At 44.7% G+C, this 15,107-nt stretch carries 19 protein-coding genes and 2 tRNA genes; 19 read left to right on the top strand and 2 right to left on the bottom strand.

Features of this window, described 5'->3' with window-relative positions:
- Positions 1-22: 22 nt before the first annotated feature.
- The 15 genes from LU297_RS02350 (at position 23) to dut (ending at position 7,986) form a co-directional block, all read left to right on the top strand.
- The gene (locus LU297_RS02350) at positions 23-445 is read left to right on the top strand and encodes a GNAT family N-acetyltransferase (protein WP_263076815.1); all 423 of its coding nucleotides are present in this window, start codon (positions 23-25) and stop codon (positions 443-445) included.
- A 13-nt stretch (positions 446-458) separates the two neighbouring features.
- Positions 459-863, top strand: coding sequence for an RNA-binding S4 domain-containing protein (locus tag LU297_RS02355; RefSeq protein WP_263076816.1), 405 nt, complete (start codon positions 459-461; stop codon positions 861-863).
- Positions 864-884: 21 nt separating this feature from the next.
- The gene (locus LU297_RS02360; protein ID WP_263076817.1) at positions 885-1,334 is read left to right on the top strand and encodes a low molecular weight protein-tyrosine-phosphatase; all 450 of its coding nucleotides are present in this window, start codon (positions 885-887) and stop codon (positions 1,332-1,334) included.
- A 69-nt stretch (positions 1,335-1,403) separates the two neighbouring features.
- On the top strand, positions 1,404-2,462 hold the full coding sequence (murB, locus tag LU297_RS02365) for a UDP-N-acetylmuramate dehydrogenase (protein WP_263076818.1): 1,059 nt from the start codon (positions 1,404-1,406) through the stop codon (positions 2,460-2,462).
- A gap of 143 nt (positions 2,463-2,605) precedes the next feature.
- Positions 2,606-2,926: a hypothetical protein gene (locus tag LU297_RS02370; protein WP_263076819.1), complete on the top strand. Its 321-nt coding sequence runs from the start codon at positions 2,606-2,608 to the stop codon at positions 2,924-2,926.
- On the top strand, positions 2,907-3,164 hold the full coding sequence (locus tag LU297_RS02375; protein WP_263076820.1) for a hypothetical protein: 258 nt from the start codon (positions 2,907-2,909) through the stop codon (positions 3,162-3,164). Before LU297_RS02370 ends, LU297_RS02375 begins: the two co-directional genes overlap by 20 nt.
- A 126-nt stretch (positions 3,165-3,290) precedes the next feature.
- Positions 3,291-3,992: a YdcF family protein gene (locus LU297_RS02380; RefSeq protein WP_263076821.1), complete on the top strand. Its 702-nt coding sequence runs from the start codon at positions 3,291-3,293 to the stop codon at positions 3,990-3,992.
- Between the two features lie 94 nt (positions 3,993-4,086).
- Positions 4,087-4,177 (top strand) — tRNA-Ser (locus tag LU297_RS02385).
- Between the two features lie 30 nt (positions 4,178-4,207).
- Positions 4,208-4,298: transfer RNA gene (locus LU297_RS02390), tRNA-Ser, on the top strand.
- 53 nt (positions 4,299-4,351) lie between these two features.
- The gene (locus LU297_RS02395; RefSeq protein WP_263076822.1) at positions 4,352-5,002 is read left to right on the top strand and encodes a LysE/ArgO family amino acid transporter; all 651 of its coding nucleotides are present in this window, start codon (positions 4,352-4,354) and stop codon (positions 5,000-5,002) included.
- Positions 5,003-5,036: 34 nt separating this feature from the next.
- Positions 5,037-6,098, top strand: coding sequence for a ribosome small subunit-dependent GTPase A (rsgA, locus tag LU297_RS02400; protein WP_263076823.1), 1,062 nt, complete (start codon positions 5,037-5,039; stop codon positions 6,096-6,098).
- A gap of 113 nt (positions 6,099-6,211) precedes the next feature.
- Positions 6,212-6,622, top strand: a complete 411-nt coding sequence (locus tag LU297_RS02405; protein WP_263076824.1) for a rhodanese-like domain-containing protein — start codon at positions 6,212-6,214, stop codon at positions 6,620-6,622.
- Between the two features lie 74 nt (positions 6,623-6,696).
- Positions 6,697-6,954 carry a glutaredoxin 3 gene (gene grxC / locus LU297_RS02410; RefSeq protein WP_263076825.1) on the top strand — a complete coding sequence of 86 codons (258 nt, stop codon included), beginning with the start codon at positions 6,697-6,699 and terminating at the stop codon, positions 6,952-6,954.
- A gap of 37 nt (positions 6,955-6,991) precedes the next feature.
- Complete coding sequence (secB, locus tag LU297_RS02415) at positions 6,992-7,438, top strand: protein-export chaperone SecB (protein ID WP_263076826.1); 447 nt, start codon at positions 6,992-6,994, stop codon at positions 7,436-7,438.
- Between the two features lie 83 nt (positions 7,439-7,521).
- Complete coding sequence (gene dut, locus LU297_RS02420; RefSeq protein WP_263076827.1) at positions 7,522-7,986, top strand: dUTP diphosphatase; 465 nt, start codon at positions 7,522-7,524, stop codon at positions 7,984-7,986.
- Between the two features lie 50 nt (positions 7,987-8,036).
- Here the strand turns inward: dut and LU297_RS02425 are convergent, their stop codons facing one another.
- Together LU297_RS02425 and LU297_RS02430 are read right to left on the bottom strand one after the other, a co-directional pair.
- Complete coding sequence (locus tag LU297_RS02425) at positions 8,037-9,032, bottom strand: hypothetical protein (RefSeq protein ID WP_263076828.1); 996 nt, start codon at positions 9,030-9,032, stop codon at positions 8,037-8,039.
- Between the two features lie 28 nt (positions 9,033-9,060).
- Entirely contained in the window at positions 9,061-9,432 is a 372-nt protein-coding gene (locus tag LU297_RS02430; protein ID WP_263076829.1) for an ArsC/Spx/MgsR family protein, read from the bottom strand.
- Positions 9,433-9,544: 112 nt separating this feature from the next.
- Between LU297_RS02430 and leuS the strand changes: the two genes are divergently transcribed.
- From leuS to LU297_RS02450, 4 genes are all read left to right on the top strand, one after another.
- Entirely contained in the window at positions 9,545-12,169 is a 2,625-nt protein-coding gene (gene leuS / locus LU297_RS02435) for a leucine--tRNA ligase (protein WP_263076830.1), read from the top strand.
- Positions 12,166-12,681, top strand: a complete 516-nt coding sequence (locus LU297_RS02440; protein ID WP_263076831.1) for an LPS-assembly lipoprotein LptE — start codon at positions 12,166-12,168, stop codon at positions 12,679-12,681. Before leuS ends, LU297_RS02440 begins: the two co-directional genes overlap by 4 nt.
- 23 nt (positions 12,682-12,704) lie before the next feature.
- Entirely contained in the window at positions 12,705-13,691 is a 987-nt protein-coding gene (gene holA / locus LU297_RS02445; RefSeq protein WP_263076832.1) for a DNA polymerase III subunit delta, read from the top strand.
- A gap of 99 nt (positions 13,692-13,790) precedes the next feature.
- Positions 13,791-15,104, top strand: a complete 1,314-nt coding sequence (locus LU297_RS02450) for an efflux RND transporter periplasmic adaptor subunit (RefSeq protein ID WP_263076833.1) — start codon at positions 13,791-13,793, stop codon at positions 15,102-15,104.
- Positions 15,105-15,107 lie beyond the last annotated feature (3 nt).

Genomic DNA, 15,107 nt, shown 5'->3' on the forward strand with positions numbered 1-15,107 from the left:
TCAAAAATCGGATAATTCGGATTTGAATTATTTATTAAATGACGAACAGGCAGAATTTACTGCTTTGCCAAATTATTGGTTTGATGACAATCGCCAAACCTCTTATAAAATCGTTATTTGTGACAACCATCAGCCGATTGGCTTTTTTGTGCTTGATGATGGCGATGATAAGTTTGATTATACCGATGACAAAAGTGCTTTATTATTGCGGTCAATGTCCATCAATCCAAACTTTCAAGGTAAGGGCTATGGCGAATTGGCATTGTTAAATTTAAATGAATTTATTGATACACAGCAAATCTCTTCTAATAAGATTGTACTTGGGGTAAATCATAAAAACATTGCCGCCCAAAAACTCTATAAAAAAGTAGGATTTATAAAAAGTGAAAGAACTTATATGGGTATTAAAGGCTTGCAATATGTCTATGAATTAAATTTATATTAAATTGGAAAATGCAATGAGTGAAAAAGAATCTTTATTAAAAGTGCGAGCCGACAAATGGCTATGGGCGGCACGCTTTTTTAAAACTCGCACCCTTGCCAAAGAAGCGATAGAGAGTGGCAAAGTGCAAATGAACGGCTCAAAAATCAAAGTTAGTAAAGAACTACAAGTAGGCGACACCTTGTCCATTCGTCAAGGACACGCCACTCGCCTAGAAGAAAAAGTGGTGGTCATCAAAGCCTTATCCGACAACAGGGGCAATGCCACCATCGCCCAAACTTTGTACGAAGAGACTGCCGAAAGCCTTGCCAATCGTGAGTTTATGAAAGAACAACGAAAACTTGATAATTTGGCTCGCCCCGATACCAAGCCCAACAAAAAAGAACGCAGGGATTTGGCAAAATTTAGAGAAAATTTTTAAAATAATTATTAGGAAAAAATGATGAACTTACCAAAATCTGTGTTATTGGTCTGTCTTGGTAATATTTGTAGAAGTCCATCTGCCGAAAGTGTGATGAGAAAACTTAGCCAAAATCAAGGGCTTGATATTAGTTTTGATTCGGCAGGTACGGCAAATTATCATACCAATGAAGCTCCTGACCCCCGAGCGATAAAGGTAGGCAAAAGTTTGGGTTATGATTTATCCACACTACGGGCAAGGCAAGTTGTCAAAGAAGATTTTTATCGTTTTGATGTGATTTTGGCGATGGACGAGAATAATTTGACAAATCTGCAAAAATTACAGCCATCAGATGGCACAGCTCGCCTAGCATTATTTGATCCGACAGGGCAAGCGGTGGCTGACCCGTATTATGGCAATGACATAGACTTTGAACAGATGTTTGCCCATATTGAGCAGGTGGTTAATGCTCGCCTAGATGCTTGGCGATGATGAGTGTTTACACGCTACTCATAACTGGCTATAATAATCAGTATTAGCCCATCATACCGATACCTATCTATGTCAGACACTCATCAAATTCATCACAACTACGACTTATCCAAGCACAATACGATGGCTTTAAGCTGTATTGCAGACACAGCCATTATTTTGCATGATGAGGCGGCATTACCCACGCTTGACTTGACATCTTTTTTTGTCCTGTCTGGCGGTAGCAATGTGCTACTACCCAGTCGTCTGCACACCACCGTGCTACTACCAAGAATGATGGGCATCAAGACAGTATCCGAAGATGACAAACAAATCATTCTCAGCGTCAAAGCAGGAGAAGATTGGCACAAGCTGGTCACTCACTGTGTCCATCAAGGCTGGTATGGATTAGAAAATCTTGCCCTCATTCCTGGTTTGGCAGGAGCGGCACCTGTTCAAAACATTGGAGCCTATGGGGTTCAGCTTGAAGATGTGCTGGTGTCGGTGCGTGCATTCGATTGGCAAACTCGCAGTTTTGTCACCCTAAGCCGTGATGACTGCCACTTTGCCTATCGTCATAGTATTTTTAAGGACAATCCAGAGCGATATTTGATTGTTGCCATTGACATCTGTTTGCACAAAGACCCAACTCGCTATAACAGCAGCTATGGCGATTTACACGCTTATGCCCAAAAACTTGCTGATGAGCAAGCTCGCCCCATCACGCCTGCCGATGTGTATCAAGCAGTCATCGCCATTCGCCAAAGCAAATTGCCCGACCCCAAAGTGCTGGCAAATTGTGGCTCGTTCTTTCAAAACCCCATCATCGCCACCGCTCAATACAACACCCTAAAAGAGCAATACCCCACTCTGCCAAACTATCTGGTTGATGACGAGCATGTCAAAGTACCCGCAGGCTGGCTCATCGACCAAGCAGGGCTAAAAGGCTTGGGTGTTGCCCCCATCTTGACCCATCAAAAGCAGGCACTTGTCCTAACCAATCACGCCCCACAAGTCGCCACCCAAGCCGACATCAAGACCGCCCAAACTTTCATCATCGACACCGTGTTTGACAAATTTGGCATTCGCTTGGTGCGTGAACCTGTCTGGGTGCGTGAAAATGGGCAAATTGGCGAGAATCAGTCTTGATTTTAGCAATAGTATAGCAATAAAATCACAACAATATAGATACAATATAACGCTTGACTGCCCAAAAAATAATCAGCATGCTGACGATGCAGAAGACGGCATTTCTGCATATTTGTTAAACACCATGTAAAACAGGAGTTGCTATGTTTAATAAATTTGTCATGTTGTCTGCCATGCTTATATTGGCTTTTGGTGTACAAAACACATCGGCATACCATAGTGAAGTTAGTTCATACTTTAAGGAAATAGACTTTCAAAACAAATCTAGGGAATTGCAAGAAGTCAAAGCAAGGATAAAAGAGCTTGAAGAAAGAGAAGTTCGTACTTGGCAGCGCGATCACTGTCGTGGTCGCTGGTGTCGCCAAATTCCACCCACGCAGGAATTTAAGCACATCAATAAACACGACTTTGAACATGAAAAAGCAAACACTCAGGAGATAAGCCATGACAGCACAGAACCTTAATACAAGAAAAGGGGTAAGCTGGCTATATGTCATCGTCGCTACGCTATCCATCTTAGTGGTGTGTCTGATTTACTGGAATTATTCTTTGACCCGACAACTGGTAATCGCAGAAGATCAAATTGAGATGAATCGACTGCAACAGCGTATCACACAGTTGGAGCAAAATTACGAGCTCAACCAGCTTGCCAAAACGCAAGACCAGCTAAAACAGCAACTGTTGGCACAAGACAATCGCTAATTTTAACAAATACCGTCTCAATCTGAGGCGGTATTTTTTGATGACAAGTCTGCAAAAAATGTTATAATCACTTTCATTCTTGAAACACCCTGTGGTCATTTGTGCATTTTGCCAGTAGATTTTCCAATGACAAACAAACGACTTATGCAGCTATTTTTGACCGCCATCATCATTGGTATTGTCATCATCATTTGTGTCATCACACCGATTTTTTCTCGCCTATCGGTGTGGCTACTTGATGGTATTGCACATCAGCCACGACCACAAACTCCGCCACAGCTCATCGTATTGCTGGGTGGTGGTCTTACCAAAAATCAACAACAAACCATCATACTCAATCATTACAGCCAAAGTCGTGCTGATACCGCCAATACACTACAACAACAAAGTAAATTGGCAATTTTGACCAGCGGTGTTGAGTCGCCTTGGCTGGGCGATTATCTAAGCAAAACCAACCCAAATGCCGTCATCATCGCCGAAAACGCCAGCATGAATACCTGCGAAAATGCCAGATTTACCGCCAAATTGCTCGCTCATCACGAACTACCAACCAGTGTTTATCTGATTACAGATGCTTATCATATGGCTCGTGCCAGACGACAATTTGCCCAAGTTGGTATTAGCACCACCCCTTACGCCGCTCCACTTGCTGTCGGTCAAAATTGGCTAAGCCCCAAGACCAACCTGACGCACTCTCGCCGTGCCTTGTACGAAATTGTCGCACTGATTCGAGACATCTATTCGCCACAAGATGACTGTCGCACGATGGACGAAATCAGCATCGAAGAAATCAGCACGCCCAGACGGCAACCGCAGATATTTTTCTAAAATTGGTATTTTACCCAAACATTTATAGAAAATTTGATAAAAAATCACAAAATCACTTGCAATTATCCAAATTTTGGTTATAATACCGCTCATTGGAAGCTTGGCAGAGCGGTTGAATGCACCGGTCTTGAAAACCGGCGTGGGTTTGTAGCCCACCGAGAGTTCGAATCTCTCAGCTTCCGCCATCTATTTTTACCAATTATTGTACCGCTTTTGGAAGCTTGGCAGAGCGGTTGAATGCACCGGTCTTGAAAACCGGCGTGGGTTTGTAGCCCACCGAGAGTTCGAATCTCTCAGCTTCCGCCATCATTACCGCCCCGACCATGGTTTGGGCGGTTTTTATTCGACCAAAATCCCCTATGTATAGTATTCTTCTTCCTCAGCTGATTCAAGGCTTCATGGTTTCTGGTGGTTTAATCATTGCCATTGGTGCTCAAAATGCCTATGTCTTAAAGCAAGGTTTGCTAAAAAACCACATCTTTTGGGTGTCGCTGACTTGTTTTGTGTGCGATGCTTTGTTGCTAAGTTTGGGCGTGCTGGGTTTTGGCTCATTGATTAGCCAAAATATCATCGCTACTTTGCTTCTGGCAGGATTGGGTGGTTTGTTTTTGCTTGTATATGGCTATCGTGCGATGCGTGCCGCCTTGCGTGGTGGCGAATCACTCAGTCTTGATGATCAGCACCATCAGCAAGGACTGCTTGCCACCATTGGGACAACTTTGGCATTAACCTTGCTAAACCCTCATGTCTATATCGACACCATCATGATTGTTGGCGGTGTGGCAGGCACGCTTAGTTTTGAACAAAAGCTGGCGTTTTTGCTTGGTGCTTGGCTAAGCTCAGGCATTTGGTTTTTTGGCTTAGGCTATGGGGCAAGACTACTGATTCCACTATTTAAAAAACCCAGCACTTGGCGACTGCTTGACGGCATCATTGCCATCATCATGTGGCTCATTGCTGGCAGTCTGTTTCTGTATGCTTATCGGCTTTATGCTGGCACAATCGCATGATTTGTGTTAAAGTGTTTTTATTTGACCATTAGCCATGACTTTGATTCGCCGCCGAAAACTGACCAAACGCCAAACCAGACAGATAGAGCAAAATCAAGAACAAATCCAAGATGACGACACACTTGCCACAGGCGTGATTGTATCGCATTTTGGCAAACAGCTCGATGTGCAAATCACTACCCTGCCCAGCGTGCTACCCAATGATGACGAGCTGGTCGTGGGGGCGATTTGGCGATGTCATGCTCGCACCAATCTGCCCATGCTGACCACAGGCGATACGGTCAAATTTAGCTTAGATTTGACCGCACGACTTGGGCGTATTGAATTTTTGGGCGAAAGGCACACGCTCATCACCAGACCAGACCGCTACAACAAAGTCAAGCCTGTTGCTGCCAATGTTGATATGCTGGTCATCGTCTTTGCTCCCTTGCCCAAGCCAGCAGTTAATCTGATTGACCGCTATTTACTCATCGCACGACTCAATGGCGTACAGCCTTTATTGGTGCTTAATAAGTCTGATTTATTAGACCAGCACCCAGATGTCAACCAAATTATCCAAGAATATCAAGAACTTGGCAACTCCTACGGCTTTGATGTCATCATCACATCTAGCACCAATCAAGATAATTTATCCACTTTGGCAACTCATATTGATGGCAAACTATCCATCTTTGCAGGGCAATCTGGTGTGGGTAAATCAAGCCTCATCAACACCATCTTACCCACCGCCAATCAATCCACCAATGTCATCTCGGCAGGTTCGCAGCTGGGTCAGCACACCACGACCACCAGTCGCCTATTGCCTTACGACCCCAGCGATTTGGGCAAGGGCGGCATCATTGACACACCTGGCATTCGTGAATATGGCATCTGGCACCTATCAGCAGACGACATTCTGGCAGGATTTGATGAATTATCAGCACTGATTGGCGAGTGTCAATTTCGAGATTGCAATCACGCTCAAAACGCCAAAGGCTGTGCCATGTGGGCTGCCGCCAATGCAGGCAAAGTGCTACCCAGACGGATTGAGAGCTTAACCAGCCTGATTGAGGAGGCCAAAAATGGCACATCTGCCGCCAAACCCTCTGCAAAATAGTCATGGCAGTAAAATGAGTGCAATTTACCACATTTAGCAGTATAATAACTGCCTTAACCAACCGTTTTTTTATATTTTCTTGGCTTTATCCAAGAAGCAATGGAGTAATAACATTGGAACGCTGGATTGAATTTATTGGCAATCACCCTTTTTTATTTGGCTTATTGGCGGTTTTGCTGATTGCATTTTTTGCCATCGAGACCAAACGCAGTGGCAAGAAAGTGCCACCCAGCGAAGTTGGGCTGTTGGTCAATAATCATAACGCTCGCATCATCGATATTCGCCCTGCCGCCAAATTTGCCACAGGTCACATCACAGGCAGTCAAAATATCCCCTTTACTGAGCTAAAAAATCACCTGACAACCCTACAAGCCATCGAAGTACCAGTCATCATTGTCTGTGATATGGGCATTCAGGCAGGAGCGGCGGTACAACTAATCAATCGCCCCAATGTCATGCGACTAGAAGGCGGTATCGCCAATTATCAAGCAGCAGGTCTGCCTTTGGTGGGTGCAAAAAAATAAGTTGCCCCACTTGAAAAAATCAACGGCAAACACCATATCCATATCACTATCGCCCCAAACACACAGGAATAGTCATGAAAGAAGTAACCATCTACACCAAAGCGACCTGCCCATATTGCATCAATGCCAAATTGCTACTACAAAACAAAGGCGTGATGTTTAATGAAATCGGCATTTTGAACATTTCAGACGAAGAAAGAGCTCAACTATCTGCTAAAACCAACGGTTATCGCACCGTGCCACAGATTTTTATTGGCGATACTTTCATCGGTGGTTTTGACCAACTTAACAAACTTAACCAAGAAGGCAAATTGGACGCAATGCTTGCCTGATTTTCCCATTTTTATTCATTTTTACAAGGATTGACCCATGTCAGAAGAACTACAACCTCAGCTTGGTCTTGAACGCATCTATACCAAAGACATCTCTTTTGAGGTGCCAAGCGTTGATGTATTTACCAAACAATGGCAACCAGAAACAGACATCAACATCTCTGCCAGCGTTGCCGACCTTGGCGAAGACTATAAAGAAGTAACATTAAGTGTTAGCGTTACTGCCAAGCTAGAAGACAGCGTGGCATTTGTTGCAGAAGTGCAGCAAGCAGGTATTTTCCTACTAAAAAATATCCCAGAAGCGGATATGGACCACTTGCTACAAGCCTACTGCCCGAACATTTTGTTCCCTTATGCTCGTGAAGTCATCAGCGACATCGTTTCTCGTGGTAGCTTCCCGCAGTTATTGCTTGCTCCTGTCAATTTTGAACAGGCTTATATCCAAAGCCAACTAGAAGCACAAGCAAATCAGGCAGACGCTTAATTTTTTTATAAGTCATCAAAGCAGCTCGATTAGTCGGGCTGTTTTTATCAACGGCAGACAAGCAACATCATCACGGAACCCCTATGAACTATGTGCAACTAAAAATCCTAAACCCAAAAATCGGCACAAACCCTGACTTCCCCCTGCCAACTCGTGCTACCGAAGGCAGTGCTGGCATTGACTTGCGTGCGTGCATTGATGAGCCTGTTACCATCAAAGCTGGCGAAACCAAGCTCATCGGCACAGGACTTGCCATCTACATCAAAGACCCTAATTTTGTTGGGCTGATTTTCCCTCGCTCAGGGCTTGGACATAAGCACGGCATCGTGCTTGGCAATTTGACAGGTGTCATTGATGCAGACTATCAAGGCGAATTGATGGTCAGCCTATGGAATCGTGGGCAAGAAGATTTTGTGCTAAATCCTGCTGAACGCATGGCTCAATATGTGGTTGTGCCTGTGGCGCGTCCAGATTTTGAGATTGTCACAGAATTTGATGACGCAAGCCAGCGAGGTGCTGGTGGATTTGGCTCATCAGGTCGCCAATAACACCGCCAAACCAATCATCAAAAATCCCCCATTATCAGGGGGATTATCAATCAATGTTTGACCGTCTTGACTTCCTGATATTCTGTGTCAGCACCATCAAATTGATAAGTGGCACTATAATCAATTTCGGTCAAGTACGGCTGTTCATCTAAATACTCAACCTCTGTTCCTTGTACACGCACGATAATCGGATAATAATCCAGCTTGGGATTGCTATCATCAATCCGCTCAATCACAGCCACGCTCTCAAAAGCAAATTCTTGGTCGCTGTCTGACGCATAGATAGTGCCACTAAGACCAATCTCTGCCGCAACACCTAAGTCCTCAATCTTATCATCGCTGACCGCAATCACTCGAAAATAATCCGAGCTAACACCTGTGGCTGTATAGCCCCATTTATAAATCATACCCATACGGTTTTTGCCAATGGGCTGCCAATCCTGTCTATCAGCGTGATGAAACAAAGCAGCACGCCCATAAGAACCTGCCGCCTCTTGATAACTTTGTCTGGCAAGCAGACCAAAACCGCCATCAGTCAATGATTTAAATAGCACAAAATCCACGCCTGCGGCACTAGGATGATACGCTTTTTGTAGCTGCCACTCGCCTGTTTCCTCTGATTGCTCAATGGGCAATCGCTCAATCATCGCCAAATAGCGTTCTTCGCCTTGTGCGTTGGTCAATGGAGAAATCTCACGAAACACCGCCAAATAGCGATTTTGACCATCGTCCACACCCATCGTGATGGCATCAGCAAGCTCATATTCATCAATCTCATCAGCATTTGGATAATATTCAAAATACTGATTTTGATAAATCACATCAAAAATATCTTCTGCTGCCAAACTATCCACCACCGACAATATCTTGGCTGGTGGACGCTGAACGACTGGCTGGGTGATTTGCCCTGATGTCTGCTGCTCGATGAATTTATCAGGTAAACTGGTTGCTTTTTGCGTCGTGGTTGTATTGGCTTGACTTTCTTGTGATTGACCGCACGCTGTCAAAAGACAGCCCATAAAAAGCATTAAATACCATTTTTTCATCAATTATCCTTCATCATCGGTAACAAAATCATTTGCTGGCAAATACTTCTTGGTACAGGTTTTCATCAAAGCCAATCAAAGCAATCGCTTCATTATGATGCTCGCCTGTGATGATTGGGCGTTTTAGCACGCTTTGGTTGGATTTGACAATTTGATAAACCGCAGACAAGTCATCACTTGCCAGCATTGCTTTTGTCTCATCGTCAAATTTACGATAAGTTGTGCCTTGTTTATTGATGACTTTATCGCCAAACAGCCCTACAAATCGCTCAAAATCAGCCTGACTTAGCACCGATTTTTTATAATCAAAAAATTCATAAGCAATGCCACGCTCACCCAAAAAATCAAAGGCTTTTTTCATGGTGTTGCAATTTTTGATGCCATAGACGGTGATGGTCATTTTTTTATCCTTTTTACGGTTAATGGAATGAAAATTATAACAAAATCCGTGAATTTTAGGTATAATAATGAGTTTATATTCTTTTGATTTTTATAATTTGGAACTTTGACCGATGACAAGCATTAGCCTAGATAATTACGATTTTGCCAGCATTGAACGCAAGCTACAAGCCCAATGGGAGGCTGACAAGCGTTATCACACCAATAACGAACCAACCGACAAACCCACTCGCTATATGCTGTCGATGTTCCCCTATCCTAGTGGCAAACTGCACATGGGTCATGTTCGCAACTATGCCATCACTGATGTGCTAAGCCGTTATTATCGCCTAAAAGGCTATGAAGTCATGCAACCGATGGGCTGGGACGCTTTTGGTCTGCCTGCTGAAAATGCCGCCATCGCCAATCAGGTCGCTCCTGCCAAATGGACTTATCAAAACATCGAACACATGAAAGGACAACTAAAATCTTTGGGTCTGTCTGTCGATTGGTCTCGTGAATTTGCAACTTGCTCGCCTGAATATTATCGCTGGGAACAATGGCTGTTTTTACAGCTGTACAAAAAAGGCTTGGTGTACAAAAAACTTGCCACCGTCAATTGGGACCCTGTGGATAACACCGTTCTTGCCAATGAACAGGTTGTCGATGGTCGTGGCTGGCGTTCGGGAGCTCTTGTCGAAAAACGAGACATTCCGATGTATTATTTTAAAATCACCGAATATGCTGACGAATTGCTTGAAGAACTCAAAAACCTTGAAGGTCATTGGCCAAAACAAGTGCTATCCATGCAGCACAACTGGATTGGTAAAAGTCATGGCATGGAGCTGGATTTTAGCTATCAGATTGGCGAGAATACCGATGTCCTTAGAGTGTTTACGACTCGCCCTGATACGGTAATGGGGGTCAGCTATTTGGCAGTCGCCGCAGAGCATCCATTGGCTCAATATGCTGCTAAGCACAATCCTGACATTGCCCAATTTTGTGCCGAATGCAAACAAGGCTCAGTAGCAGAAGCTGACCTTGCCAAAGCTGAAAAAGTTGGTATGGACACAGGGCTGTTTGCCAAGCACCCCATTACAGGTGCTGATGTACCTGTTTGGGTTGCCAACTATGTACTGATGAGCTATGGCTCAGGTGCGGTCATGGGTGTGCCAGCTCACGATGAGCGAGATTTTGAATTTGCCAATAAATACGGTCTTGCCATCACACAAGTGATTGACTTTAAAGACAAAACAGGTCAATACGATGATAAAGTATGGCAAGATTGGTATGGCGATAAAGAATCAGGTTTTTGTATCAATTCTGGCGTGCTAGATGCTCTATCCTCAAAAGATGCCACCAAAAAAGTAGGCGAATTGGTCGCTCAATCAGGTTTGGGTCAAGCCACCACACAGTATCGCCTGCGTGATTGGGGCGTGTCTCGCCAACGCTATTGGGGTTGCCCAATCCCAATGATTAACTGCGAATACTGTGGCACTGTGCCTGTTGATGAGGCTGATTTGCCTGTGGTATTGCCGACCAATGTCATTCCAGATGGTCGTGGCAATCCTTTGAAAAATATGCCAGAATTCGTCAATACCCTTTGTCCAAAATGCGGTCAGCCAGCCGAGCGAGAGACGGATACATTTGACACCTTTGTAGAGTCCAGTTGGTATGCCCAGCGTTTTACCAGTCCAACAGACGACACACAGATGATTACTCGTGCCGCTGCCGATAAATGGCTGGCAGTCGATCAGTATGTGGGCGGTGTTGAACATGCTGTGCTACATTTGCTTTATGCTCGTTTCTTCCACAAAGTGATGCGTGATGAAGGCTTGGTTGGTGGCAATGAACCTTTTGCCAATCTACTGGCTCAGGGTATGGTGCTGGCTGGTACTTTCTATCGTGAAAATGGCGATGGTAGCAAGACCTACTATTTCCCACACGAGGTCGATGTACAAGGTCAAACCGCCACTCTAAAAGCAGACGGTCAGCCTGTCGTCATTGGCAAAATCGAAAAAATGAGTAAGTCAAAAAATAACGGTGTCGATCCACAAGAAATCATCGAGCAATACGGTGCAGATACGGTGCGACTATACACGCTGTTTACCGCCCCTGCCGACCAAACGCTTGAATGGTCGGATTCTGCCCTAAAAGGTCCACATAATTTCATTAAAAAAGTCTGGCGTACTGTCAGCGAACATCTAAGTGCCATCGATGGTCTTGATGACACCAAACTCATCATCAACAAAGACAATCTAAGCAAAGTCGCCAAAGACTTACGCCGTAAAACACATGAAACCATCGCCAAGATTGATGCATCTTTGGGTGAGCACTTGGCACTTAACACACCAGTTTCTGCCTTGATGGAATTGTGCAACGAGATTGCCAGCTTTGACATCAATGACGAACAAGACTTGGCAGTTCGTCATGAGGCCATCATTGCACTACTTACCCTGCTATCGCCTTATGCACCACATGTGGGCGAGCATTTGTTGGCAGCCATGGGCATCGATGTGGTTAATGCCACTTTCCCAACGCTTGATGAAACCGCTTTGGTGAATGACACCATCACCATGGTGGTACAAATCAATGGCAAAGTGCGTGGCAAAATGGAAATCGCCGCAGGTTCAGACAACGCAACCATCATCGCTACCGCCAAAGAACTTGAAGGCATTGATAAATTCTTGACAGGCGAAATCAAAAAAGAAATCGTTGTACCAAACAAACTGGTCAGCTTTGTGGTGGCAGGTGCATGATGCGATTGGCAACCTTGATTTTGGCTGGTATGCTGGCAGGTAGTGCATTAACCCTATCTGCCTGCGGTTATCAACTTCGTGGCACACAGGTACATAGCAGCAAACTTCCTGTGGCACACGCCCAAGCACAAATCATCAGCGAAGACAACCCGCTTGGGCATGCAGTTCGCCAAAAACTCATCGACCGCCTAACTTTGATGGGGGTTGATGGTGATGATGGTAATGCAAGCAACAAAATTCAAATTAAGAATTTGCGTTATCGTCGTTATGAGCTGGTGGGGGTCTTGACCGAAGTTCGCTTACTGCTGATGGCTGATGTTCATTATCAAATCATGCAAAATGGACAAATGGTCGAAATTATCAAACCTGTTCAAGTTGAAAAAAGCTATCAGTTCAACGAGGCAGATGTTGCCACCAGCGACCAGCAAGGCGAGCAAAATCAACGCTGGCTACAAGACAGCCTGACCGAACGCATCGCCGAGCAGTATTACAGTTTGGGCATCACCCAATAATGCAAAAACGATTTTTGGCGGTGATGAATGAATTACAATCGACATCACGCCCAAACGGTCTATGGCTGGCACACAGTGATGAGCCACTGGTATTACAATGGCTCATCGATGCCTGTCGCCCCATTTGGCAGCAGCAGCAACAAATCATCAAACGCATTGAGCTTAGTAGCAGTAAAGACTGGCTTGATGCGATTGGTCAGCTCAATGCCCTATCATTATTTGACGAGCATCACTCCATCATTGTCTCTGGTAAGCACAAACCAGACGATAAAACCCTAGCCCACTTGGCACAATTTGCCCAATCTGCCAACGATGGACAAAATTCCAGTCATCTACTTTGGCTACTTCCCAAGCAAGATAAAAAATCTCAACACACCAAAGCCTTTACCTTATTCGCCAATGCAGGTCTCATCATCGATGCCAATGTCTATACAGAGTCCGACCGCCAAGCATTACTGGCTTGGCAGGCAGATAAATTAGGTTTAACACTAGATACTGATGCTTGGCAATTACTATTATCTCACACCCAAAACGACCTTTTGACCGCTCATCAAAACCTGTGGCGACTGTCTTTATCGGGCGACTTGCTCATCACAGCCCAAAAGCTGGCTGATGGCATGACTGATGGCGGTTTATTTACCGTGTTTGATTTATCTGACGCTCTACTGCAACAGCACCTACCACAAGCCCTAAAAATCCTGCAACACCTGCGTGATACCGATGTCGCCCTAAGCATGGTGTTGTGGGTCATCGCCAAAGATATTAAGATTTTGGCTCAGCTTCAACAAGGGGCAAATCCAACCACTTTGGGCATTTGGCGAGACAAAATAGCCAGCTATCAACGACTTGCCAGACAATATCCGCCCGCCACGCTCAATCTTTGGCTGGCGTATGTATATCACATCGATAAAAGTATTAAGGGCTTAGGGATTGATGATGGCTGGCGAACACTTCATGATTTGCTATGGCTGATTTGCACAGGTCGAACACCTCTTGCCATCACTCATTGATTACAAAACTACAACAAAAAATCTCTCATCTTTTATCATTCCTCATACAAAAATTGCTATGATTATTAGTTCAATTTTTTTATCATTAGTAGGTTGGGTATGAATTATAAGACAACCAGCACGATTAAATTTCGCCATCTAAAATGGCTGATATTTGCCATCATCATTGGTATTTTGGCATTTTTTGCCTATCGACAACTCAATCCCACGCCTACTGCTCCCACCTATCTGACTGGCACGGTGGAAACGGGCTCAATCGAAAATAGCGTGATGGCCTCTGGCAAAATCGAAGCAATCTCAACAGTCGATGTTGGGGCTCAGGTATCGGGCGAAATTACCAAGCTGTATGTGGAAGTTGGCGACCAAGTCAAAAAAGGCGATTTGATTGCTCAGATTAGCCAAGTTAATCAAAAAAACATCGTCGCCAATAATGAAGCCAGCCTACAACAAGCCCAAGCCAGCCTTGCCCAAGCCGAAGGTGAACTTGCCAGCAAACAAGGCGATGTCATCGTGGCAGCTGCCAACATCGAAACCAAAGAAGCAGAACTTTCCAAAGCCCAAGCCAGTTTTGATAGACTAAAAGGTCTGATTGAGATTAACGCCATCAGCCAAGAAGAATATGACAATGCTCGCTCAGCGGTTGCGGTCGCAAAAGCTGCGGTATCATCTGCCAAAGCCAATCATAGCAACGCCCTGATTGCCGTACAAAATGCCAAAACCGCCATCGCAAGTCAGCAAGCAGCTATCGTTAAAGCCCAAAATGATGTTCACACCGCCCAAGAAGATTTGAGCCATACCATCATTCGAGCCCCTATTGATGGCACGGTCATCAGCGTCAGCCAAAAGCAAGGCACAACCGTCAATGCCAATCAATCTGCCCCAACCATTGTCACGCTCGCCGACCTCAACCGTGTGCGTATCAATGCCCAAATCTCAGAAGCAGATGTGGTCAAGATTGATGCTCATTTTCCCATTAAGTTTAACATCATTGGTAATCCAGAACAAAAATTTGATGCCAGTCTAAGCGGTATCGAACCTGCCCCAAAAACCGTCAGTGGCAGCAATGATGATGCGGCTGTCTATTATATTGCTTATGCCTATGTCGATAATCCTGATGGTAAGTTTCGCATTGACATGACGACACAGGTTAACATCATCATCAACCAAGCTAAAAATACACTCATCATTCCCTCCTCTGCCATTATTGAAAAAGAGGGCAAGAACTGGGTTCGCGTCAAAGGCGATGATGGTTTTGCCAAAGAAATCCCCGTGCAAGTTGGTATCAATAATCGTGTCAATGCCCAGATTTTATCAGGTCTAAAACAAGGCGACACCATCATCTTGGGCGAAGCGAATGCTGATGAGAAAAAAGAAAAATCCAATAATCGTGGCAATCGCCCACCGATGATGTAGGCT

It is taken from the genome of Moraxella nasicaprae (assembly GCF_025643275.1).
GTDB lineage: Bacteria > Pseudomonadota > Gammaproteobacteria > Pseudomonadales > Moraxellaceae > Moraxella > Moraxella nasicaprae.

Bases quoted from the DNA above. Each gene is read 5' to 3' on its own strand.
- grxC (WP_263076825.1), top strand. From the start codon at position 6,697: ATGAAAGAAGTAACCATCTACACCAAAGCGACCTGCCCATATTGCATC.
- LU297_RS02360 (WP_263076817.1), top strand. From the start codon at position 885: ATGAACTTACCAAAATCTGTGTTATTGGTCTGTCTTGGTAATATTTGT.
- LU297_RS02380 (WP_263076821.1), top strand. From the start codon at position 3,291: ATGACAAACAAACGACTTATGCAGCTATTTTTGACCGCCATCATCATT.
- LU297_RS02425 (WP_263076828.1), bottom strand. From the start codon at position 9,032: ATGAAAAAATGGTATTTAATGCTTTTTATGGGCTGTCTTTTGACAGCG.
- rsgA (WP_263076823.1), top strand. From the start codon at position 5,037: ATGACTTTGATTCGCCGCCGAAAACTGACCAAACGCCAAACCAGACAG.
- LU297_RS02370 (WP_263076819.1), top strand. From the start codon at position 2,606: ATGTTTAATAAATTTGTCATGTTGTCTGCCATGCTTATATTGGCTTTT.
- dut (WP_263076827.1), top strand. From the start codon at position 7,522: ATGAACTATGTGCAACTAAAAATCCTAAACCCAAAAATCGGCACAAAC.
- leuS (WP_263076830.1), top strand. From the start codon at position 9,545: ATGACAAGCATTAGCCTAGATAATTACGATTTTGCCAGCATTGAACGC.
- LU297_RS02355 (WP_263076816.1), top strand. From the start codon at position 459: ATGAGTGAAAAAGAATCTTTATTAAAAGTGCGAGCCGACAAATGGCTA.
- LU297_RS02395 (WP_263076822.1), top strand. From the start codon at position 4,352: ATGTATAGTATTCTTCTTCCTCAGCTGATTCAAGGCTTCATGGTTTCT.
- secB (WP_263076826.1), top strand. From the start codon at position 6,992: ATGTCAGAAGAACTACAACCTCAGCTTGGTCTTGAACGCATCTATACC.
- holA (WP_263076832.1), top strand. From the start codon at position 12,705: ATGAATGAATTACAATCGACATCACGCCCAAACGGTCTATGGCTGGCA.
- LU297_RS02430 (WP_263076829.1), bottom strand. From the start codon at position 9,432: ATGACCATCACCGTCTATGGCATCAAAAATTGCAACACCATGAAAAAA.
- murB (WP_263076818.1), top strand. From the start codon at position 1,404: ATGTCAGACACTCATCAAATTCATCACAACTACGACTTATCCAAGCAC.
- LU297_RS02375 (WP_263076820.1), top strand. From the start codon at position 2,907: ATGACAGCACAGAACCTTAATACAAGAAAAGGGGTAAGCTGGCTATAT.
- LU297_RS02450 (WP_263076833.1), top strand. From the start codon at position 13,791: ATGAATTATAAGACAACCAGCACGATTAAATTTCGCCATCTAAAATGG.
- LU297_RS02440 (WP_263076831.1), top strand. From the start codon at position 12,166: ATGATGCGATTGGCAACCTTGATTTTGGCTGGTATGCTGGCAGGTAGT.